Below are 23,080 nucleotides of genomic sequence, written 5' to 3'. Positions count from 1 at the left end.
GCAAAGTTATCGCTAAATCAACTATTGAAAAATGGTTGAGAAAAAACGGCTATATAGAATGAAAACACATTTTGACATAGAAAAAATAATAGAAAGCGGTATCATCACAAATGAACTGGATTACGAAAGAGCTCTCATTGCCGATAGAAAACTAAGGCTTCTGGTAAAGCAGGATCTTGATTTTAAAAATCTAAGAACCAAATTACGTGATCTAATTGAAAAATATGAAAATGCCGAATGGAGTGATGTAGGTCAAATTGATGAAAATAAACTTTTAGAAAGTGATAAATCTGAACAGATAGCAGAATTAGAAAGAGTATTTTTAGAAAACAGAAAACAAGCCATCAGAAAAAAACTCAAGGAACTAGATTTAACCCAAGAAAATCTGGGTTCGATTTTAGGTCATAAAAGCAAAACTCACATGTCTGAACTTATGAATGGAATTAAACCTTTCACGTTACGAGATTTAATAATTATAAATCGGGTATTAAAAATTGAAATAGCAGTATTGATTCCTGTATTCCTTTCGAAAGAAGATCAGGCTAAAGTAAAGGAAGCTGTGATAAAATTGGGTAAGCCAAAAGTAAAGCTAACAATTGAGGATTTGGTTTTGGGTTGATTGAATATTTTTTAAAATAATATAATGACAAAAGCGCTTTCTTTAATAAAGAGGCGTTTTTTATGTGCTGTTATAATATTGTAAAATAAAGGGTGTTAAAAAATGTATGTAAATATGTATGAATTTAAGAGGAATAAATGGTAGGTTTGTTATAACTAGTAAACCACATTAAGCTTTTTAATATAATATTAGGCTTGAATAGTGAGTATTAGTTTGATTGAAGATCTGTAACAAGAGAATTTTTTTAAAATTAATTATATAAATGGATTCAAAATTAGAAATTACAAACCTTATCGCCCCTATAATCAAGATATATAATTTATTGGGAAATGAATGGAAGAATTTATTAGAGAATGGATTAAGCGATTATATTCATACCCAGACAAAAAAATATTATTTCACTACGACTTTTGCGCATCGTACAGAGGTAAGATTTGACGATATTTATTATCCACTTACAGCTACATATAAAAAATTAGTAACTGACTTTACTAATCTCTCAGGGTTATTTGAAAATTACAATAATATAACAATTGTTGGATCAGCTGGTAGTGGTAAAAGTACCTTGATGAAATTTATTTTTTTAAATTCAATTAGAGCCTCGTATAAAATTCCTTTATTAATAGAGCTAAGATATTTAAATCAGTATAATGGAAATTTTGAAAAATTAATCTATGACAAAATTTTAAAACAAGAGATTAAACCTTCGGAAGATATACTGAATAGAACTTTGAAGGCTGGTAAGTTTATATTTCTTCTGGATGGTTATGATGAAATATTTTCTGCAAAAAAACAAGAATTAAATCGCCAAATTGATGATTTTGTCGATCAATTCCCTGCTAATAATTTTGTTATTACTACTAGGCCTGGTAGTGGGATTGAAGGCTTTCGTAGATTCAAAGATTTCATGATAAATCAGCTTGATAATAAGCAGGTTGAAGGATTTATTAAAAAGATAGTTGAGTCTGATGAAAGGGAACAAAGAATATTGTCTGTAATTAGTGAAAAAGCAAATTCACCTTATCTTGAATACTTAAGAAATCCACTTTTACTATCAATGTTTATTCTTGCATTTGAAAGCCATCCAGAAATACCTGCAAAAAAGAGCTCTTTTTATAGAAATGTATTTGATACATTATATTCTAAACATGATGGAATTACAAAGAATAGTTTCCCTCGTGAAAAGCTTACTAAATTAGATCGAGATCAATTTGAGAAAGCTCTCAATATTTTTTGTTATTTAACTCTAATCAATGGAGATTATACTTTTACAAATGAAATTTTAAATGACATAATGCAAAAGGTTCTACAGAACACTGGTTTTAAATGTAATATTGAAGATTTGATATATGATTTGCATACAACTATTTCAATTTTGATACTTGACGGGTTTGAATTTTCTTTTCCACATAGATCAATGCAGGAATATTTTGCAGCTCAATTTTTAAGTAAGCTACCTTCAGAGTCAAAAGCCAAGGCATATACAAATCTTAATAATGCACTTGTTAAATCAAGTACTGACAATAGTCATAATCTTTGGAGTATAAGTATGGAACTGGATGAATCAGCTTTCAAGAAAAACTTTCTTATTCCACAACTTAAAAAGTTTGAAAAAAAATTGAATGGAGGTAATAATAAGCTTTTGTTATTTCAATTCATTAAAATTTGTAATGCATCATTATACTATTCTCGTATACATGATGCTGAAAAACGTGAATTTATGTTCATTCGTCCAACAACATTTTTCTCATCCTTAATAAGATTTTGCAAAATATTTAATTTTATTCCATTTGCAAAGTTTGCTTTTGAGAAACAAATTAAAGATGATTTACTTCCTATTTATAATAGTAGAAATAAAAGTCTACTTAAACCAAAATTTTTGATGAAAGTAGATGATGAAGTGTTGGAAGTACTTTTAAAACATGATTTAGTTAAGATGATTTCAGAAATTAAGGCAAATATTGACACTAAAATCAAACAATTTGAAGAAGAAATTAAAACATCAAAAGAAAAAATAGATGATTTATTAAATCTTTAAAATTACAATTAAATGCTTGCTAAAAATTATATCAATATGAAAGTAAACAAAAAAGGATTATTGAATTAACTTGAATAAATGTTTTTTGTATGGAGTTCTGATGGGTATAAAATATAATCAGGCTCTTTTCAAAAATGCTCCTCCAAACCCCAGCTCGACCCCACAATCAAATCCCAAACCAATCAAATTCAAATATTTAATTCCAAAACCATTGAATTAATTCAATATTTTTATAAAAAACCATAAGTACCTTGTGTTCCTCAAATAAACACAAAACTTATGAAAAAAATCTACTATTTAATGCTGTCGCTTTTGGTATCAGCATCTGTTTCGGCAACTACTTATTATGTGACACCAACTGGAACTGCTAACAATTCGGGTTCCAGTTTTTCTACTGCAATGAATTTTAAAACTGCTGTTGGCAAAGCCGTTGCCGGAGATATTGTTTTATTACAAGCCGGAAATTATACCATTGCGTATACAGCCGGAGCTAAAAACACGATTTCGTTTACCAAATCAGGAACTTCGGCAAGTCCTATCAAAGTTGAATGTGTCAATAACGGAAGAGCCATTATCGATTTTTCGTTTCCGGATCAGGAATGGGTGCAGGATTCGTTCGGGTTTAGCATTACAGGTTCGTATTGGAGTTTTAAAGGAATTGCCATTACAAGAGCCGGTTATCAGGGGGCTTATGTAACGGGCTCGAATACTACGTTCGAAAATTGTGCTTTTTACAACAATCGAAACACCGGTTTAGAAATTAACAAAGGCGGTTCGAATACAACAGTAAAAAATTGCGACGCTTACCGAAATTATGATCCTAAAAAGAAGGGAAGTATGGCAGACGGTTTCGGTCCAAAACAAACTCAGGGTCCCGGAAATAAATTCATCAACTGCCGAGCCTGGGAAAATTCAGATGACGGATACGATTGTTTTGACAGTACGCAAAAAGTAACTTTCGAAAATTGCTGGGCCATCAGAAACGGAGTTGACGTTTGGAATTACGGTGGTTTTACGGGAAACGGAAATGGTTTTAAAGTAGGAGGGAATTCTGTTCCGGCAGACAATGTACTAACTAAATGTGTTGCGATAGGGCATCCCAAAAAAGGATTCGATCAGAACAACAATACCGGAAGCATTACAGTTTATAATTGTACAGGATATGGAAACAACATCAACTTTGGTTTTGGGAATCCGGTGCAATCCGGAAAAAAACATATTTTCAAAAATAACATTTCATTATCCGGAACAATATCTATTTCAAACGCTACTGAGCAAAACAATTCATGGAATTTAAGTGTCACTGTAAACACTTCCGATTTTACAAGTACCAGCACTGCACTTGCCATTGGAACAAGACAATCAAATGGAGATCTTCCAACAAATTTACCATTCAAATTAGTTCAGGGAAGCGATCTGATAGACAAAGGAACCAATGTAGGACTTTCGTATTCGGGCAGTAATCCCGATTTGGGTTATTGGGAAAGTAACTTTGCAACCGGAAAAAAAATAAATACGAATGTAGCTGAAGAAATTATAGAAGATACCAATTCAGGTTTTACATTTAATTATTATCCGAATCCGGTAAAAAATATCCTTACGATTGAATTAGAAAATGAAATAACAAAAGGAGCCTTGATCGAATTATTTGATTTATCAGGTAAATTAATTCTGAACAAGAATGTGAATGAGCAAACTCAAATTTTAGATTTAGAAAACCTTCCTGCAGGAGCTTATGTATTGACTTTGACAAATTCCGGAAATAAAATTAGTAAACGTATAATTAAATATTAGACTTCAGAAGAAGCTACAATTATTTAGATTATAACTCATTAAAAATCAAAAAGTCGCAAAGTTATAAACCTTTAAAATCTCATGATAGTAAGGTTATGATTTGCGACTTTAGAGTTAGTAACGCTGGTTACTTTTTATATAATTTGGCTGCTTTGTATTTAATTTACAGTCTATATTTTTTTAAACCACTTTCGCGATTTGTGTGTTGACACGAATATTATTAGCAGCGTCCAAGCCCGGTGTTTCATAAATGGTAAAATCTAAATTAACACCCGGTCTAAAAATCAGGCAGTGTGTTGAACCTCCAAAATGAAACATACCCAGTTCGTCACCTTTCTTTACAATGTCTCCGGTTTTTACTTTTATCTCACAGCTGGAAACCTCTGCCATACCTACAGGCATTACACACATCAATCCAATTGCGGGATTATCTGCTTCAATAAAGATAATCGCTCTGGTGGCAACTGCTGTTAAAAAGGGTTGTGAATTATTAGGCGCACTCGAATCGGCTCCCTCCGGATTGTAGAAACCCTGATACAGATTTTCTAAATAATAAGAACCGTTTACAATAGCCGTTTTTACGATTCTGCCGTTTACAGGACTGTGCCAGCGGTGATAGCTCAGGGCACTCAAAAATGCCTGATAAACTGTTCCTCCTTCAAACTGAGGTGCTAATTCATCAAAATTCATCATGTTTTCTAATGAATAAGGCTGTCCTTTTAACCAAAACTGATCCGACAAAGACACATTAGTTGCCACTTGCAAAGGTGCCGACTCACAGGCGTTTACAATAATCGAATCATCATTCGGTGCTGTGACAGGACGTACATCAGGGCAGAACAATCTCGTGAAAAAATCGTCCCAGCTTTTGAAACCATAATAAGGATCTGAAGGATCCGACTGGAATACATCAGAAAAGGTGGCACCAACAGGAATAGGATTCGGTTCTAAACCTAAAGCTCCCTGGGCCACTTCCATCATTTCCGATTGTGCCAGTTCGCTCAGCCATGCAATTACGTTTTCTGAAGGGTCATTTTCGATCAACACATAACGGGAATCTTCTGTAACTAAAAATTTAGACCAGTAGTTTAATATTTTTTTAAGTTGCTGATTGACCAATGCGTTTGAAAAAACGTCATACCCAAAGTTGGTTGCCATCGGCCAGGCCAAAAGCGCATTAATAGGAAAACCAATCATACCAGCAGGTGTTTGGTTTCCGGGCGCTCCGGTTTGGTAAGCTTCGGGCGCGGTTTGCATAATTCCGTTGAGTAAAACAAGGAAATCTTCAAAATTCACAGGCTCTGGTTCCCACAGCAAAGGTGTTCTTTGTTTTAAAAAATGAGCTTCGGCAAACATTCCCTGCACGTTAGCATACAAAACAGGATCTGAATAGACCAGATTTTGAAATTCAGCAATTTCGGGAATGAGGGGTGATGGATTTTTTTTAGTAAACTCTTTGATTTTTCGTGTCCAGTTTTCTATAATTTGTGGATTTTGGGGTAACCAGCCTCCCAATAATTGTTTTGATTTGTTGAATGTAGTTGCTTCCATGGTCTTTTGCGTTAAAATTTCTACCGAAGGTATTTTAGATAATAAGGCAAAAAAATTAATTGGGTACAGAAGCTTATTTTTTTGTTATGAGAGAACTTATATTGCTGTTAGGAAATGAGATACCAGATCTTTATTCTAAAATTTAAGAGAGAAACAATGAATCGTAATGTTTTTATTTCGTATTTTTCCTGCAAAAATAAATAAGAAATATGTCAAAAAATAAATTTTTAATAGTTGTTCTCTTTTTTTCTTTGATGGCTCACAATATTATGCAGTCACAATCGGGGAAAGTTATTCTTATTCCAATTAAAAATGCAGATAACAGTGTGGATTTTAAGTATACTAAAGAAGCGGCAGGCAGTTATATTGTCAATATTAATTTTGACAAACTGGTGAATTCAGAACTAAAAGCTACAAAATTAAACGCTACAGCCGATTCAGGTTTGCTTTTTAAATTAGAACCGATCGATAAAAATAAAAAAATTGATTTTTCATACAGTTATTCTACAACACAAGGATATTTAAATCCGACTGTAAATCCGAATATTACCTACACACTTCCTTTTCACAAGGGCAAAGTTGTGAAAATTTATGCCATTACCCGAAAAGACATAAGCCCTGAAAGATGGAAAAGTTATCTTGTGTATTCAAAAAATCAGGACACTATTTACAGCATGAGAAAAGGGACTGTTGTTTTTATTGGAGATTTTTCGGAATCTAATTACGACGAAATAACTAAAAAGGTGACGACTATACAAAGGAAGCGAGTTGTTGTAGAACATGCCGATGGAACTTTTGCTAATTATTCGGGACTTAATGAAAAAGCAATTTGGGTGACTCCAGGTCAAAAAGTTGATTCGCAAACAGAACTGGGTTTGATGGACACAGGCGATAATGACTGGTTTAAATTTGTTTTCAACGTTTATTATCATGAACAGGACGAAAAAAGCAAAAATAATTTCAGAGGAACTGAAGTTGCTTTTAGTCCTAATTTTCTAACTCAAAAAGGAATCGGAAAATTATTAGACAAAAGGGAATATGTCGTAACTTATAATGACAGTATCAGGCTTCAGGAGTAAAAAAACACATAGTGCTCCAAAACGAATGTTATGTGTTTTTAGTTTATATGAAATGCTGTAGTTTGCTCGCAAAGTCGCAAAAGCGCAAAGTTCATTTTAAAAAGCTTAAAAAAGAAAACCTTGTGACTTTGTGACTTTGTAATATTAAAAATTAAGCTTTTTTAGAGGTAAAGTTTTTTATAAGTTGCCTCCAGTTTTAACTGGAGGAATTCAGCAAGAATAGAAAAAGGCTTTAGCCAAATTAGTTACAATTCGGCTGAAGCCTTTAGCTTTGTTATTATTTTATCATCCAGCTAAAGCCGGATGCAATTTAGCTTAAAAAAGAAAACCTTTGCGACTTCACGACTTTGCGAGATTAAAAAATTAAGCCTTTTTTCTACCTTCAATATTCGGCAAAAATCCAGTAATAACTCCAATCAGAGGCAGAAACGCACAAATTTTAAAAACATATTCGATACTGGTGGCATCTGCAATTTTTCCTAAAACAGCAGAACCCAAACCGCCCATTCCAAATGCAAATCCAAAGAAAAGACCGGCTACCAGACCCACTTTTCCAGGCAGTAATTCGGTAGCATAAACCAAAATCGCAGAGAAAGCAGATGAAAGAATCAAACCGATAATTACAGATAAAGTTCCAACCCAAAAAAGAGAAACATAAGGCAGCATCAAAGTAAAAGGAGCAACACCCAGAATCGAAACCCAGATGACATATTTTCTTCCAAATCGATCGCCAATTGGTCCGCCAATCAAAGTTCCCGCAGCAACTGCTCCCGAAAATAAAAATAAATAAACCTGAGACTGCTGAATCGAAATATGAAATTTATCAATCAAAAAGAACGTATAATAACTCGTAATACTCGCCATGTAAAAATATTTAGAGAAAATCAAAACCAACAAAATAGCCAACGAAGCAATTACCCTGTTTTTAGACAAATGATGTGTTTCGATTTTAAGAGCCGATTTATTAGCCATTCTTTCAGATAAATGTGCTGTGTACCAAAGCGCAATTTTATATAAAGCAAAAATTCCGATCAGGGCGATAAGGCAAAACCATGCAATATAATTTTGACCGTGAGGAATCACAATAAAAGCCGCTAATAAAGGTCCGATGGCACTTCCGGCATTTCCGCCTAACTGAAAGATTGACTGCGCCAGTCCTTTTTTACCACCCGAAGCCAGATGCGCCACTCTTGAAGATTCCGGATGAAAGATTGAAGATCCAATTCCGATCAAACTCACAGATAATAAAAGATACGTAAAATTGGAAGCAATCGAAACTAGGAATAATCCGGTCATGGTGAATAACATTCCAATAATCAACGAATAAGGTTTCGATTTTTTATCGGTATACATTCCTACAAATGGTTGAAGGATAGAAGCGACAATCTGATACGTAAAAGTGATAATCCCGATTTGAGAAAAACTCAGATTAAAGTTTTCCTTCAGTAACGGATAAATAGAAGGAACCACCGCCTGCAAAAGATCATTGATCAAATGCGAAAAACTGATGATGAAAAGAATAGAATAGGTAGTTTTTTTGACTATTTCCGAATTGGTTTTGATGGTCTCCATTAGTTATTTTTAGAGTATGACAGATTAAAATGATATCTACAATTAATTTTTTACAAAGGTGAAAAGAAATAACGGTGTCTTAATTACTATATTTGGACAATGAATAACGATTATCAGACATATAAAGTAGTTGATTTTGGATTTCAGATAAATCCTGGCTTACCAGTCATAGGTTATACCGAAATGGTAACCGATGCAGTTTGTATATCACATTCCCATCCGCGGGCACAGCTTATTTATGCTACAAGTGGCGTTATGCATGTTGTGGTCAATAATCAGATTTGGGTTGTAAATCCGTTGCAGGGACTCTGGATTCCGGGTCATACCGAGCATCAGGTAACGTTTCAGAAAGATGTTAATTTATATAGTGCCTTTATTGATCCTTCATTTACTGACGGATTGCCGAAAGTAAGTTTTTCTTTTGATATTTCGGTATTTCTAAAACAATTGGTTTTCAAAATCATCTCTTTTGGTACTGATGGAGATATTTCGCCGTCCAAAAGAAGAATCATCGATGTGTTTTTGGATGAACTGGCCTTAATCGAACCAAGTGCCACTTTTTTGCCAACAACTAATCATGAAAGACTGCAAAAAGTGGTAGAACTTTTATTGGAAGACGTGGCAAGTAAACATTCGATAGACTATTATGCAGAAATAGCTTTTATGAGCAGCAGAACATTGTCCCGATTATTCATCAAAGAACTCGGAATGAATTTCAGTGACTGGCGCACCCGATTGAAATTACTGGAAGCCATAAAACGATTAGGTGAAAAGCAATCTATCAAAGAGATAGCGCTCGATTTGGGTTATGAAACTGCGAGTGCTTTTATTTTTATGTTTAAAAAACATTTGGGAACGACACCTGCAAATTATATTTATACTAATTTGGAAAAATAAATGGTAGTCAGTAAACTTACTTAATCAAATAAGCAAAACTTTTTAGTCTGTCGGTTTTTCTAATTCTGAATAAATCTTCAACATAAAAACCATACGTCGTTGAAATTTTTCCGTCTCCTATTTTAAAGTACGCTTCTGGAAAATTTTCTATGATTTGTTTTTCAAATCTTTCGTCATAGGTAAATTCAATCGGAGTGATAAAATTGATAAGTTGAGGTTGGTTAATAGAATCCGGAAGAATAGTGTGAAAAAGATTTTTAGGTTTTAAAGGCGATGCCCATCTTCCTTCTTTCGTTAAATAAACATCGTCAAACAAATACTTAATCTGAATCAATTCACCTTTATATTGCAAAACATAAAGCAAGCTGTAATCATATTCCAGAAAACTAATTTTAAAAGGAGAATAATTTTGTGGTAATGGGGCTGAATGCACATATGAAGTAAACTGAATCGTATCTTTTGGATAATCGCCATAAATATTTTTGACTACTTCATATTTTGACAATGTTCTAGAATCGAATGACAGATTGCAATGACCGGATGGAGAGTTCCATGCTTTTATTTTTTTACCGATAAATACATATAGTTTTGCAGGCTTTTCAGGATGTTCCGGCCAGACTTCACAAGGTTCTAATTTTAGTTTTATATTTAGTTTTTTCTTTTTTGCTAAATCCGAAACTGCATATTTCTGTGTAATGTGAGCATACGATTCGAAAAATAAACTATCGATAAGATTGGCTCTGATCTCAAAGTTGCCTAAACTGTCTGTTTGTGTTTTGTAGTTTCTATTGCTCCAAAGTTGATTTAGGTTGGCAGATCTTTCATCATAATTAAATTTAAAAGGTATGTTATTTTTTAAGGCATTAGCTTTTGCAGTTTTATAAAGCGTATCATTATATTTTCTGAATTTATTGAGGGTGTCATTTACAATTACAGAAACACTGCGGTCTGGATAAGTTCCGGTATTTTGTGCACGTCCTTTTATCAGTACTTTTTGAGAAAAAACGACCTGAAAAGCTAATATAAAAAATACGATAAATTTTCTCATTGTTGTAATTGATTGTCCGAATTGTTAGCCCGATATTCAGTTTAATTGTAAATTTAAATCAGTCTAAGATAATTAACTTTTGGTTTAGTGATGATAGAAATTCTTGGAGTATTTACAGTTACAAAAAACATCTTTCTAATTAGTGTTTTAAAATTCTTTCAAAACAGTAATATTTTGTTAATTTCAGGATGGTACAGGACAGTACAGGTTATGAAATGTAAAAGGAACACTTATCTTTAAACCCAAAATATCTTTTTATGCGAAATCGATTTCTAAATTTTAAAAAATTATTTGTTTTTACAGTTTTATTTTCTTCAGCTCTTATATTTGCCCAGGAAAATAAACCTGCCACATGGATTTGGTATCCAGGGGATTTTGAAATTTGGTTAAGCAATAAAATGCAGGTTAGGCGTACTGAACGCGAAGCCGTTTTTCCTCCGCTTTGGCAATATTACAGTCCGTATGCTCTGGTAACTTTTCAGACAGAAGTCGATATTCCAAATCCGGATGAGGTGAAAATTTACTCAGAAGGACCTTTTCAGTTGCTTTTAGACGGTGTTCAGGTTTACGGACAGCCAAAATCAATAACAGTTCCTGCCGGAAAGCATAAAATTTCCTTTAAAGTGTATAATCAGGAAGTCTTGCCGGCTATTTACATAAATGGTAAATATGTTAAGTCTAATGCCTCCTGGCAGGTAACCAATGAAGATAAGCTTTGGATTGATGAAAACGGAAAAGCACAACAATCCGGTACACCTTGGGTTCCTGTTGGTTCCTGGAATTTTGACTCGCCAGAAAATAAGCCTTCCGAATTTAAGCTGACAACCAAACCTTTGAGTGCAAAGAAAACTGAAAAATTTGGAGCAGGACAGTTGGTAGATTTTGGTAAAGAAACTTTTGGTTATATTAAAATTCACGGTTTAAAAGGTAAAGGAAAAGTAGCACTTTATTATGGTGAATCCCGCGAGGAAGCTTTAGATTCTGCAAAATGCGAAACCTTAGACCATTTATCTTTTGATGGAAACCAGCCTGAAACCTACACACATGACGGATCAAAAGCATTTCGCTATGTTCAGGTACAGGTAGATGCGGGAGTGAAATACGATTCCATTTCAATGCTTTATGAATATCTGCCATTAGAGTATCGTGGTGCATTCAAATCTTCAGATCAGCAATTGAATAAAATTTGGGATGTGTCGGCTTACACGATGCATTTGACGTCCCGCGAGTTTTTTATAGACGGAATCAAACGCGACCGCTGGGTTTGGTCCGGCGACGCTTATCAAAGTTATTTAATGAATTATTATTTATTCTTTGATTCGGCTTCCGTAGAACGAACGCTGTTGGCACTTCGCGGAAAAGATCCTGTAACAGCTCACGTAAATATCATCATGGATTATTCGCTGTATTGGTTTGTAGGTGTTTACGATTACTATCTGCATACGGGTGATACGAAATTCATCAAGACTTTTTATCCACGAATGAAATCATTGATGGATTTCTGTTTAGAAAGAAGAAACAAAAACGGATTCCTTGAACCTTTAGAAGGCGATTGGGTTTTTATTGACTGGGCAAACGGATTACCAAAAACAGGCGAAGTTAGTTTTGAGCAGATGCTGTTAGCAAGAAGTTTAGAAGCCATGGCAGTCAGTGCTGAAATTGCAGGTAAAAACGAAGACCAGAAAGAGTATCAAAAATTATCAGATGATTTAAAAACCAAATTATTTGATGTGTTTTGGGATAAAAAAGAAAACGTCATGAAGCACCAGCGCATCGATGGTAAAATGCAGGATATTGTGACCAGATATGCTAATATGTTCGGTATATTCTTTAATTATTTTACTGAAGAACAAAAAGAAAGTATAAAAAAGAAGGTGTTGCTAAATGATAATATTCTTAAAATTACGACACCATATATGCGTTTTTACGAGCTGGAAGCATTGTGTGCTATGGGCGAGCAGGATTATGTGCTGAAAGAAATGAAAGAGTATTGGGGCGGAATGTTAAATGAAGGCGCTACCTCTTTCTGGGAAGAATACAACCCAAACAAAAAAGGAAAGGAGCATTTAGAAATGTATGGTCGTCCTTACGGTAAAAGTCTTTGTCACGCTTGGGGTTCGAGTCCCATTTATTTGTTAGGAAAATATTATTTGGGTGTAAAACCAACCGCTCCCGGATATTCAGAATATGAAATTAAACCGAATCTTGGCGGATTGCAATGGATGGAGGGAAAAGTGCCTACGCCAAAAGGAGAAGTGTCCGTGTATTGCAGTACCAAAGAAATCAAAGTAAAAGCATCAGAAGGTGAAGGGAAATTGATTATTGAAAGTGCAACTAAACCGAAAGCAAGTTCAGGAACAATTACGCAATTAGCGAAAAATAAATATCAGTTAATTGTTAAGCCTAATGTAGAGTATAAAGTGAGTTACAAAGCTTTTAGGACTTAGTGATTAGTTTATCAAACGTTAAGTTTGTCATTTCGACCGAATGGAGACCCGAGCGATAGTGAACTGGCGAAGCAAATCACACTCGTAACCACAAAGATTGTCGATTATTGTTGAGGAATTTCTAGTGTGATTTCTCCTCAGTCGAAATGACAAGATTGTGCTGATTCTGGAATCAATGAAAAAATAAAAAACAAAATGTCTTCAAAAAACACAAAATACAATTTCAATTTAAAAACCACCTTTTTGGTACTGTTTTCAATCTGCGTTCAATTTGCAGAAGCACAAAACAGAGTCTGGAAGTCAGCAACTTTTGAAATCGTAAAATCCAATTACAAAACCTTCAAAACAACGCAATATGCTCACGTTTTTTCAGGAAGCAAACACAACATTGTAGGTCTGGCTCCCGAGTTGCAAGGCTTAACAGGAGTTAAATTGCCTTTAGAATCGTATAAAAAAGGAACAAATTTTCCGTTACAACTAAAATTCAAAGAACCAGTTCAGCTTTTGGTTGGTGTTTTTCAGGAAGCGAGTAACGTAGCATATCTTCAGCCGAACGCAATAGAAAACGGCAAATTAATCCTCGAAAATGGAGCTACCATTACAGGTCTGGCTCCTGTAAATATTTATGCAATTGCTTACGCTAAAGGAACGCACACCATTCTCCCAAACGCAAAAGGATTATTTGCGATTTTAGGAGTTCTGAAAAGTAGTCAGCAATTGGCAACAAGAAACGCCGGATTATTAGATGGAAAATTGTGGAATCCAACCTACATCATCGAAGGATTCTCAGACGAAAAACCGCTTTTCGAAATTATCGGAGGAGAAAACAAACCCGTTATCGACGAAGGAATGCCGGGAACTGAAGGAATTCAGGGAGGCTTTGAGGGCGGACGTGTGGTAAAAGTTGGTGATATGTATCATATGTTTCCAACTGAAAGAGCGGGAGAAATTGGTGTTGAATATTATTACGATCGTGTAAAAACCAGAATTGGGCACTGGACCAGTAAAGATGCGATTCACTGGAAAAGAGAATCTACTATTTATAAGGCAAGCGGAACGTATGCGATTACCGAAGACGATAATCCAATGAATGATCGTCGTGGGGCAATTTGGTCGTATATGCCTGTTTTTAGTGAAAAAGCAAACAAATGGTACGGCTATTATTTGGCGTATACCGTTCATAAAGAAATTCAGCCCAACCATTCTTTTGGAAGAATCTGGAGATGCGAATCGACAGTAGAAGGTATCAATGGAATTGGAGGGCCTTATAAAGATATGGGAATCATCATGGAACCGGGTCTGGATTCTCAGCCTTGGGAAGGTCGTCAGGGAGTCGCTTCTTTTTTTCCGTATAAAGTCGGGGATAAATATTTTGGATTTTACAGCGGAGCTTACCCATTCGAATCCTGGACAGATTATCCAAAGAAATCCGGAAAAGGCTGGTTCGTCGCTTTAGCGGAATCGAATAGTCTGGAAGGCCCGTGGACAAGATTAAATAAAGGTTTGGAACCGATAAAAACCATCCATCCTCAATTTGTTGAAAACCCAATCGTAAGTCAATTGCCAAACGGTTTATATATTGCCGTTTTTGACGGAGGACCAGAAGGCTGGGGACATCATTTACCAAATATGATAGGCTACACGCTTTCAAAAGACGGAATCAATTGGGGCGAAGCGCGTTATCTGCCAATAGAAACTAAAGTAGATAAAACTTGGGACATTATGAGAACACCATTATGTTTAATTCCCGAGGACAATGATGTTTACACAATTATCTATAACACTATTGATTTGAAAAAAAGATTTCACCCAACCGGAATGGTAAAAGTGAAACTGAATAAAGAAGTAATGGAATCACGTTTAAAAGAATTGAATTAAGAATATAGAAAAAGAACATAGAGAAAAGAGTAGAGAAACCTGAATTCGATTATTGATTTTTTTTACTTTTTGATTTCTAAAAAAGCACAATTTTTCTCCTTAGCCCCGATTGAAGTGGAAATCCTTTTTATTTTTTCTTTAAAAATAAAAAGATTGCAACGGAAAGCGGGAGGGATTTTGAAAGTAAAACAAATGTTCTGCTCCAAAAAACAAAGGAAAATTCTGTATGCAAAATACACCAACACAAAATGAAAATTAAATATCTATTTATCGCCTTTTTAGCAATTGTAATAAGCAGTTGTGCCACCAAATACAAAAAAAGAGAAATCACCGAAACCGTAATGCAGGAGATTTACAACGAAATCAAAACGCCTTACAAATACGGTTTGGTAATGGTGCCAACGGACAACTCCTATAAAATGGATTGCCCGAGCGTTTTTAGAAAAGACGGAAAATGGTTTATGACCTATTTAATTTACGACGGAAGAGGCTACGAAACCTGGCTGGCAGAAAGTGAAGATTTATTGCATTGGAAACATTTAGGAAAAGTAATGTCATTTTCTGAAAATGAAAAACACTGGGATGTCAACCAAAAAGCAGGATATATTTCACTTCAGGATCCAACCTGGGGCGGAAGCTACGAATGGGAAAAATACGATGACAAATACTGGATGAGTTATTTTGGCGGAGACAGCAAAGGTTATGAAGCTGGCGTTTTATCAATCGGAATGGCGTATACCAAAGAATCACCAACAAAACCACACGAATTTCAAAGATTAGAAAATCCGGTTTTGACTCCAAAAGATAAAGAGGTAAGCTGGTGGGATAATAGTACGATGTACAAAAACTCCATAATCCGTGACAAAGAGAAAATAACTGGTCATAATTTTATAATGTATTATAATGCCCGCGGTGACAGTATAAATCCCGCCAAAGGAGCAGAGCGAATTGGAATGGCAGTTTCAAATGATATGAAAACATGGAAACGTTTCGGTAAAAATCCGGTACTGAATAACCATAGAGGAATAACAGGCGATGCTTTCATTCAGAGAATCAACGATACCTGGGTGATGTTTTACTTTGGTGCTTTCTGGACAGGTTGGGATCAGGGTGCGTTTAACCGTTTTGCAGTTTCAAACGATTTAATGCATTGGAAAGACTGGAAAGGTGAAAATTTAATTGAGTCATCAGAACCTTATGATAATATGTTTGCTCACAAATCATTTGTCGTTAAACACAATGGGGTTGTGTATCATTTTTATTGTGCCGTAAACAAAGCAGAACAGAGAGGAATTGCAGTTGCGACTTCGAAAGATTTAGGGAAGAGTGAAATGAATTTTGTGGCTCCGCCAGAAAAAAAACAGAAGAAATAATGAACAACTTTAGAATACTATTTTTTTTCCTGCTAAGCATTTATGGAATGCAGGCTCAATTGGTTACAGGCGAACCAGCTGGTGTACCGCGTGTTCCTCAAAAATATAGCGATGTGCCGTGGGAAAATCCATTGGTAACAAGTATTAACAGACAAGCTGCACGTGCAACGGCTTATTCGTATACTAATTTTGCTGATGCTTTAGAAGGAGACAGAAATAAAAGCAGAATTAAAATATTGAACGGCGATTGGGATTTCAAATTTGCCAAAAACCTTCAGGAAGCACCTCAGGATTTTTTCAAATCAGAAGTAAAAGGCTGGAATAAAATTCCCGTACCATCCAACTGGGAAATGCAAGGCTACGGACAAGCGATTTATAAAAGTGCAGTTTACTCTTTTCGTCCAGTGAATCCTCCTTTTGTTCCTCAGGATGATAACCCGATTGGATCTTATCAACGAAAATTTACCGTGCCTGAAAATTGGGATGGCATGAATGTAACGCTTCATTTTGGTGGTGTGAGCTCTGCTTTTCAGGTTTGGATCAATGGCGATTTTCTGGGGTATGGTCAGGACAGTTTCAATTCTTCTGAGTTCAATATTACGCCTTATCTTAAAAAAGGAGAAAATATTTTATCTGTTCGTGTTTTCCGTTACAGTGATGGTTCTTATTTGGAAGATCAGGATCACTGGCGTTTAAGCGGAATTCAGCGTGAAGTTTTTATTATGGCAGAGCCAAAGTTACGCATTCAGGACTTTTTTGTGCAAACCAAATTAGACAAACAATACCAAGATGCCGTTTTTCAACTGCGTCCTCGGTTAGAGAATTTTACCGGAGATACCATCAAAAATCACACTTTTGAAGTGCAATTGTACGATCCTCAAAATAAGCCTTTATTCGAAAAGCCATTAAGCAGAAAAGCCATTGACATTATCAGCGAAGTTTCACCGCGATTGGATAAAGTTCGTTTTGGGTTTTTTCAGGAAACCATCAAAAATCCTTTAAAGTGGAGTGCCGAAAAACCGAACTTATATACTTTGATAATGACGCTAAAAAACCCTGATGGGAGTATTAGTGAAGTAAAATCGTCTAAAATAGGTTTCCGTTCTATCGAATTTTCGAAAGAAAATGGCAAAATGCTCATCAACGGAAAAGAAACTTATGTCTATGGAGTTAATCATCACGGACATCATCCCGTTCGTGGCGAAGCTGTGAATCATCAGGATTTAGAAGAAGATGTAAAGCTGATGAAAAAGTTTAACTTCAATTTTGTGCGTACAGCTCATTTTCCAGACGATCCTTATTTCTATGAATTATGTGATAAATACGGATTAATGGTAATGGACGAAGCCAACCTTGAAACCCACGGATTAGGAGGCTTTTTGAGCAACGATCCACAATGGACACACGCGTATTTAGAACGCATGACCCGAATGGTGGAACGCGACAAAAACCATCCAAGTATTGTAATGTGGAGTCTGGGTAACGAAGCTGGAAAAGGTCCAAATCACTCGGCAATGGCAGGCTGGACACACGATTATGATATTACAAGACCAGTGCATTACGAACCGGCACAAGGAAATCCAAGATTGGATGGTTACATCGATCCATTAGATCCGCGTTATCCAAAAACGGTCGATCATTCGCATCGTTTCGAAAATCCGCAGGACGAACCGTATGTAGATATGGTCAGCCGATTCTATCCAGGGGTTTTTACACCAAAGTTTTTAGTAGATCAAAACAAAGATACACGTCCAATTTTATTTGTAGAATATTCGCATTCTATGGGAAATTCTACCGGGAACCTAAAAGAATTATGGGATGAATTCCGTTCGACCCCAAGGGTTATTGGCGGTTGTATCTGGGATTTAAAAGATCAGGGATTGCTTCGAAAAGATCCAAAAACCGGTCAGGAATATTTTGGTTACGGAGGAGATTTTGGAGAGAAAAAACACGATGCTAATTTCAATATAAACGGAATGGTATCGCCAGACGGGCGTCCAAAATCGGCTATGTTTGAAAACAAATGGATTTATCAGCCTGCAGTTTCAACTTTAGAAAATAATACAGCTTTAAAAATTCACAACCGCCAGGTGGTTCAAAATTTGAATGATTTTATTCCCGTAATCAAAATTTTAGAAAATGGAAATGTCGTAAAAGAAGTGGTTTTGAAACCGCTTGATATTCCTGCCGGAACTGATTTTGTTTTGGATGTGAACAAATACCTTCCGAAGATGAAACCCGATTCGGAATACTTTTTAAATATCGAATTTCAACTTTCAAAAGATGAATTTTGGGCAACCAAAGGTTATGCAGTTTCAACAGATCAGTTTTTGTTGAAGAAGATAGAAACGCCATTTACACCAGCAATTTCAAAAGACAAAATCGAAGTTTCGGAAACAACAGCCGATTTTAAAGTTAGTGGTAAAGAATATTCAATTCTAATTAGTAAAACAAACGGTGCTTTAACCTCTTATAAATATAAAAATGAAGAACAGGTTTTTGCTCCTTTACTGCCCAATTTTACAAGACCGCTTACGGACAATGACCGAAAAGGATGGAAGCCCAATAAAGTTTTGAAACAATGGTACAATGCGGTTCCGAAATTGACCAATGTAGTAATGCAAAAATCGGCAGGCGAAATCAAAATCAGCAGTACATATGAAGTGATTAAAGACAGCGCTCAGGTCAGCGTTGATTATTTGATAAAATCCAACGGAATTATACAGGTAAATTATCAATTAAAAGCAGATAAAAATTTACCAAAAATCCCAAAAGTGGGAATGCAGATGGGAGTTCAAAGACAATTTGACCAAATTTCGTGGTACGGAAAAGGCGAATTGGAAAATTATATCGATCGCAGTTTTGGTTTTACTGTTGGAAAATATTCGTTGCCAGTTAATGACTTCATTGAGCCTTATGTAAAACCGCAAGAAAACGGAAATCGCACGGAAGTAAGGTGGATGGCTTTTACAACACCGCAAAAGAATAAAGGTTTGTTAGTTGTAAATGATGCAAAAGTTTTGAGTATGAGCGCCTGGCCTTTTACACAGCAAAATTTAAACGAAGCCAAACATACTTATGATCTGAAAGACCCTGGATTTTTGACAGTAAATATCGATTTGGTTCAAATGGGAGTAGGCGGTAATGATAGCTGGTCGCCAGTAGCGAGACCTATTGAGAAATATGAAATTCCTTCGGGAGATTATCAGTATAGTTTTTATCTGATTCCTTTTGCGGAAGCAAAAAATGGTTTGGAAAACAGTTTAAAGAAATTTAAGTATTAAAAAACATCAAAAATAATCTGCTAAATCTGCGTGAAAAATTATAGCACGCAGATTTATAAAAACAAATTCGGCAATGTTTCAAAAAAAACACCTCTTTTTTATCCTTCTATTTGCAAGCTTCGTCTCGGCACAGGAAGTTTATAAAAAAGAATCTTTTCAGCCAACATTTGAATCCTCAAAACCATGGGTATATTGGTATTGGATGAAATCGGCGTATTCCAAACCCGGGATCACAGCCGATTTAGAAGCCATGAAACAAGCTGGAATTGCAGGTGCTTATTTAATGACGATCAAAGGTCCGGCAAATCCCCAATTAATTGATCCGCCAGTTTTGCAATTGACTCCCGAATTTTGGGATATGATTCATTGGGCTTTTAAAGAAGCCGATCGTTTAGGTTTGAAACTCGCTTTTCACGGCGCAGACGGATTTGCAGTTGCAGGCGGTCCGTGGATTACACCAGAAATGTCGATGCAGAAAGTGGTTTGGTCAACGGCAGAAATTTTAGGAGGGAAAAAAGTGACTTCAAAACTGCCAGTTCCCGAACATTACAAAGATTATTATAAAGACATTGCGACATTTGCTGTTCCTATAAAAGAATATCAGACTACTTCACAGATTCAATTACCAAAAGTTACGACATCTAACAATACTGATGCTTCATTTTTGGCCGATCCTAAAAAAGACGAAAACTTCAAATTTGCCGATGCAGGCTGGATTCAGTACGAATTTACTCAGCCTTTTACCTGCAAATCAATTGTTATTGAAACCAAAGGAAGAGATTATCAGGCACAGCGTTTAATCGTTGAGGTTAGTAATGATGGAGTTAATTTTAAATTCCACGAAAGACTGATCGCACCTCGCCACGGCTGGCAGGATATGGATTTTCCAAATACGCATACCATTGCGCCTGTTACCGCAAAATATTTCCGATTTGTGTATGATCCAATCGGAACTGAACCCGGAGCGGAAGATCTGGATTTTGCGAAATGGAAACAGAATTTAAAAGTGAGTAAAATTACACTTTCAAATCAATCGGTAATAAATAATTACGAAGGAAAATCAGGTGCAATCTGGCGTTTGACTCCGCAAACAACCGAGAAACAAATTCCGAATTCTGAATCATTTAAAAAATCAGAGATTATTAATATTTCCAATTTTGTTGATGCTAATGGCAATCTGAACTGGAAAGCCCCAAAAGGAAAATGGAAAATTATCCGAATGGGGCATACTTCAACAGGACATGAAAATGCAACTGGCGGAGCAGGGAAAGGATTGGAAGTAGATAAATTCAATCCGGAATTAATTCGTTTTCAACTGGATCACTGGTTTGGTGAAGCCGTTCGTTTTGCCGGACCTGAACTGGCTTCAAAAGTTCTGGAAATCCTTCATTTTGACAGCTGGGAATGCGGAAGCCAAAACTGGTCTTCGGTTTTTAGGGACGAATTTAAAAAAAGACGCGGTTATGATTTGGTTGAATATCTTCCTGTGATGGCAGGAATTCCGATAGAGAGTGCCGATTTCTCAGAGAAAGTTTTATACGATGTTAGAAAAACTATTGGAGATTTAGTTGCGGATAATTTCTATGGAACCGTTGCCCAAATTGCCAAAGAATACAATGTCAAATTAAGTTCAGAAAATGTTGCGCCGACGATGATGAGCGATGCATTACTTCACTATAAATATGTTGATTATCCGGGCGGAGAGTTTTGGTTAAAAAGCCCAACGCATGATAAACCTTTTGATATGGTCGATGCGATTTCGGGCGGACATATTTACGGAAAAGACATTATTCAGGCAGAATCTTTTACGGCTTTGCGAATGGATTGGGACGAACATCCCGGAAATCTGAAAACTACGGCAGACCGAAATTATGCTTTGGGAATCAACCGATTATTCTACCATGTTTTTGTGCACAATCCGTGGACGGATAGAAAGCCGGGAATGACTTTAGATGATATCGGAACTTTTTTCCAAAGAGACCAAACTTGGTGGAAACCCGGAAAAGCGTGGTTTGATTATTGTCAAAGAGTTCAATTTCAGTTACAAAAAGGAAAACCTGTAATTGATTTGGCGGTTTTTATTGGCGAAGATTTCCCTTCGCGTTCTTTTGTACCGGATCGATTGGTACCGTTTATTCCGAATGTGTTTGGTGCAGCAAGACTCGAAAGCGAGAAAATCCGTTTGGAAAATGAAGGTCAGCCAACGGCCAAAATGCCTAAAGAAGTTACCTATTCAAAAAATATAACAGATTTATCACAATGGATAAATCCGTTGAACGGTTATCAATACGATTCATTCAATGCCGATGTTTTGATCAATAGAGCAAAAGTTCAAAACGGAAAAATCACTTTCGGAGGCGGAATTGAATATGGCGCTTTACTCTTTCCGGGAAGTCATAAAATGGCACCAAACAAAATTTTGTCTTTGGCTTCCGCCGAAAAAATACTGCAATTGCTAAAAGAAGGTGGAACTATTTTTGTAGAGGATAAACCCAATATACAGCCGGGAATACATTCCGAAGCCGATCAAAAGAAATGGCAAATTGTAATTGATGAAATTTGGAATAACGCCAATTCATCTTCGTGGAAAATCGGAAAAGGAACGGTTGTCAAATTACCATATTTAGGAAATGATTTTGCTTCCATCGGGATTACGCAGGATGTTTATTTCCCAAATCTAAACAGAGCCGATGCTGAAACCATTGCCTGGACACATAGAAAATCCGAAGAAGAAGATATTTATTTTCTTTCGAATCAAAATTCAGCAAAAAGAAACTTTGAAGCATCTTTTAGAATTTCGGGGAAAACGCCAAAATGGTATAATCCGGTAACTGATAAAATGATTGTTTTAAATAACTGGAAAATTGAAAACGGTAGAACAATTGTTTCGGTAACTTTAGACGCTAATGAATCCGGTTTTGTAATTTTTAAAGAAGAAACAAAAGAGGTGTTAGCTAAAGCAAAAGAGGCTCAATTTGAAACCGTTCAGGTTTTAGATGAAAACTGGGAATTACAATTTGATTCGGAATATAAAGGTCCGAAAGAGATTGTAAAGATCAACAAGCTTTTTGATTGGTCAATATCCGAAAATGAGCAGATAAAATATTATTCGGGAACAGCTTCGTACAAAAAAGAATTTGTCTGGAAAGGAAAAGCTTCCGATAAAATCTGGCTTGATTTAGGTGAAATTGCCAACATTGCCGAAGTTTCAATTAATGGAAAAGACTGTGGCACACTTTGGACATTTCCTTATAAAACTGATATTTCAAAAGCACTTAAAAAAGGCAAAAACGAAATTATAATTAAAATCACCAATACCTGGGCAAACCGATTAATGGGTGATCAAAAATTGCCAAAAGAAGAAAGATTAACGTGGACAACAGCGCCATATAGATTGGAAGGAAACCCGCTTTTGAAAGCAGGATTGTTGGGGCCAGTAAGTATTGTAAAAGAAAAATAATATTAGCCACGAATTCACGAATTTTATTCTCAAAGATTGT

General features: G+C 35.7%; 13 protein-coding genes. 10 read left to right on the top strand and 3 right to left on the bottom strand.

Features of this window, described 5'->3' with window-relative positions; translation table 11 throughout:
* The first annotated feature begins 58 nt into the window (after positions 1–58).
* From OZP09_RS10010 to OZP09_RS10000, 3 genes are all read left to right on the top strand, one after another.
* Positions 59–619: a transcriptional regulator gene (locus OZP09_RS10010; protein ID WP_281310703.1), complete on the top strand. Its 561-nt coding sequence runs from the start codon at positions 59–61 to the stop codon at positions 617–619.
* A 262-nt stretch (positions 620–881) separates the two neighbouring features.
* Positions 882–2,657 (top strand): NACHT domain-containing protein, encoded by a 1,776-nt coding sequence (locus tag OZP09_RS10005; protein WP_281310702.1) that lies wholly within the window; start codon positions 882–884, stop codon positions 2,655–2,657.
* Between the two features lie 279 nt (positions 2,658–2,936).
* On the top strand, positions 2,937–4,451 hold the full coding sequence (locus tag OZP09_RS10000) for a T9SS type A sorting domain-containing protein (RefSeq protein ID WP_281310701.1): 1,515 nt from the start codon (positions 2,937–2,939) through the stop codon (positions 4,449–4,451).
* Between the two features lie 180 nt (positions 4,452–4,631).
* On the opposite strand, the gene OZP09_RS09995 is transcribed toward OZP09_RS10000, so the two are convergent.
* Entirely contained in the window at positions 4,632–6,002 is a 1,371-nt protein-coding gene (locus OZP09_RS09995) for a phosphatidylserine decarboxylase family protein (RefSeq protein ID WP_269237658.1), read from the bottom strand.
* Positions 6,003–6,211: 209 nt separating this feature from the next.
* Here OZP09_RS09995 and OZP09_RS09990 point away from each other — a divergent pair, with 209 nt between their 5' ends.
* Positions 6,212–7,081 (top strand): M23 family metallopeptidase, encoded by an 870-nt coding sequence (locus OZP09_RS09990; protein WP_269237657.1) that lies wholly within the window; start codon positions 6,212–6,214, stop codon positions 7,079–7,081.
* A gap of 363 nt (positions 7,082–7,444) precedes the next feature.
* Here OZP09_RS09990 and OZP09_RS09985 read toward each other — a convergent pair whose 3' ends face one another.
* On the bottom strand, positions 7,445–8,653 hold the full coding sequence (locus tag OZP09_RS09985; RefSeq protein WP_269237656.1) for an MFS transporter: 1,209 nt from the start codon (positions 8,651–8,653) through the stop codon (positions 7,445–7,447).
* A gap of 99 nt (positions 8,654–8,752) precedes the next feature.
* On the opposite strand from OZP09_RS09985, the gene OZP09_RS09980 reads away from it, so the two are divergent.
* Positions 8,753–9,550: an AraC family transcriptional regulator gene (locus tag OZP09_RS09980; RefSeq protein WP_281310700.1), complete on the top strand. Its 798-nt coding sequence runs from the start codon at positions 8,753–8,755 to the stop codon at positions 9,548–9,550.
* Positions 9,551–9,566: 16 nt separating this feature from the next.
* On the opposite strand, the gene OZP09_RS09975 is transcribed toward OZP09_RS09980, so the two are convergent.
* Positions 9,567–10,598 carry a hypothetical protein gene (locus OZP09_RS09975; protein WP_269237653.1) on the bottom strand — a complete coding sequence of 344 codons (1,032 nt, stop codon included), beginning with the start codon at positions 10,596–10,598 and terminating at the stop codon, positions 9,567–9,569.
* Between the two features lie 257 nt (positions 10,599–10,855).
* On the opposite strand from OZP09_RS09975, the gene OZP09_RS09970 reads away from it, so the two are divergent.
* The 5 genes from OZP09_RS09970 (at position 10,856) to OZP09_RS09950 (ending at position 23,040) form a co-directional block, all read left to right on the top strand.
* Positions 10,856–13,045: an alpha-L-rhamnosidase-related protein gene (locus OZP09_RS09970; protein ID WP_281310699.1), complete on the top strand. Its 2,190-nt coding sequence runs from the start codon at positions 10,856–10,858 to the stop codon at positions 13,043–13,045.
* A 195-nt stretch (positions 13,046–13,240) separates the two neighbouring features.
* On the top strand, positions 13,241–14,923 hold the full coding sequence (locus OZP09_RS09965) for a glycoside hydrolase family protein (protein WP_281310698.1): 1,683 nt from the start codon (positions 13,241–13,243) through the stop codon (positions 14,921–14,923).
* A 248-nt stretch (positions 14,924–15,171) separates the two neighbouring features.
* Positions 15,172–16,296, top strand: coding sequence for a glycoside hydrolase family protein (locus tag OZP09_RS09960; protein WP_281310697.1), 1,125 nt, complete (start codon positions 15,172–15,174; stop codon positions 16,294–16,296).
* Positions 16,296–19,580, top strand: a complete 3,285-nt coding sequence (locus OZP09_RS09955; protein ID WP_281310696.1) for a glycoside hydrolase family 2 TIM barrel-domain containing protein — start codon at positions 16,296–16,298, stop codon at positions 19,578–19,580. The genes OZP09_RS09960 and OZP09_RS09955 overlap by 1 nt, the downstream gene beginning before the upstream one ends.
* A gap of 73 nt (positions 19,581–19,653) precedes the next feature.
* Positions 19,654–23,040 (top strand): glycosyl hydrolase, encoded by a 3,387-nt coding sequence (locus OZP09_RS09950; protein WP_281310695.1) that lies wholly within the window; start codon positions 19,654–19,656, stop codon positions 23,038–23,040.
* The last annotated feature ends 40 nt before the right edge of the window (positions 23,041–23,080 follow it).

It is taken from the genome of Flavobacterium flavigenum, assembly GCF_027111255.2.
Classification (GTDB): Bacteria; Bacteroidota; Bacteroidia; order Flavobacteriales; family Flavobacteriaceae; genus Flavobacterium; species Flavobacterium flavigenum.
The sequence above is the reverse complement of the archived record's forward strand: the minus strand, read 5'-3'. Positions and strand labels throughout refer to the sequence as shown.

Excerpts from the sequence above, each read along its gene's own strand:
- OZP09_RS10010 (WP_281310703.1), top strand. The coding sequence starts at position 59 with ATGAAAACACATTTTGACATAGAAAAAATAATAGAAAGCGGTATCATC.
- OZP09_RS10005 (WP_281310702.1), top strand. The coding sequence starts at position 882 with ATGGATTCAAAATTAGAAATTACAAACCTTATCGCCCCTATAATCAAG.
- OZP09_RS10000 (WP_281310701.1), top strand. The coding sequence starts at position 2,937 with ATGAAAAAAATCTACTATTTAATGCTGTCGCTTTTGGTATCAGCATCT.
- OZP09_RS09995 (WP_269237658.1), bottom strand. The coding sequence starts at position 6,002 with ATGGAAGCAACTACATTCAACAAATCAAAACAATTATTGGGAGGCTGG.
- OZP09_RS09990 (WP_269237657.1), top strand. The coding sequence starts at position 6,212 with ATGTCAAAAAATAAATTTTTAATAGTTGTTCTCTTTTTTTCTTTGATG.
- OZP09_RS09985 (WP_269237656.1), bottom strand. The coding sequence starts at position 8,653 with ATGGAGACCATCAAAACCAATTCGGAAATAGTCAAAAAAACTACCTAT.
- OZP09_RS09980 (WP_281310700.1), top strand. The coding sequence starts at position 8,753 with ATGAATAACGATTATCAGACATATAAAGTAGTTGATTTTGGATTTCAG.
- OZP09_RS09975 (WP_269237653.1), bottom strand. The coding sequence starts at position 10,598 with ATGAGAAAATTTATCGTATTTTTTATATTAGCTTTTCAGGTCGTTTTT.
- OZP09_RS09970 (WP_281310699.1), top strand. The coding sequence starts at position 10,856 with ATGCGAAATCGATTTCTAAATTTTAAAAAATTATTTGTTTTTACAGTT.
- OZP09_RS09965 (WP_281310698.1), top strand. The coding sequence starts at position 13,241 with ATGTCTTCAAAAAACACAAAATACAATTTCAATTTAAAAACCACCTTT.
- OZP09_RS09960 (WP_281310697.1), top strand. The coding sequence starts at position 15,172 with ATGAAAATTAAATATCTATTTATCGCCTTTTTAGCAATTGTAATAAGC.
- OZP09_RS09955 (WP_281310696.1), top strand. The coding sequence starts at position 16,296 with ATGAACAACTTTAGAATACTATTTTTTTTCCTGCTAAGCATTTATGGA.
- OZP09_RS09950 (WP_281310695.1), top strand. The coding sequence starts at position 19,654 with ATGTTTCAAAAAAAACACCTCTTTTTTATCCTTCTATTTGCAAGCTTC.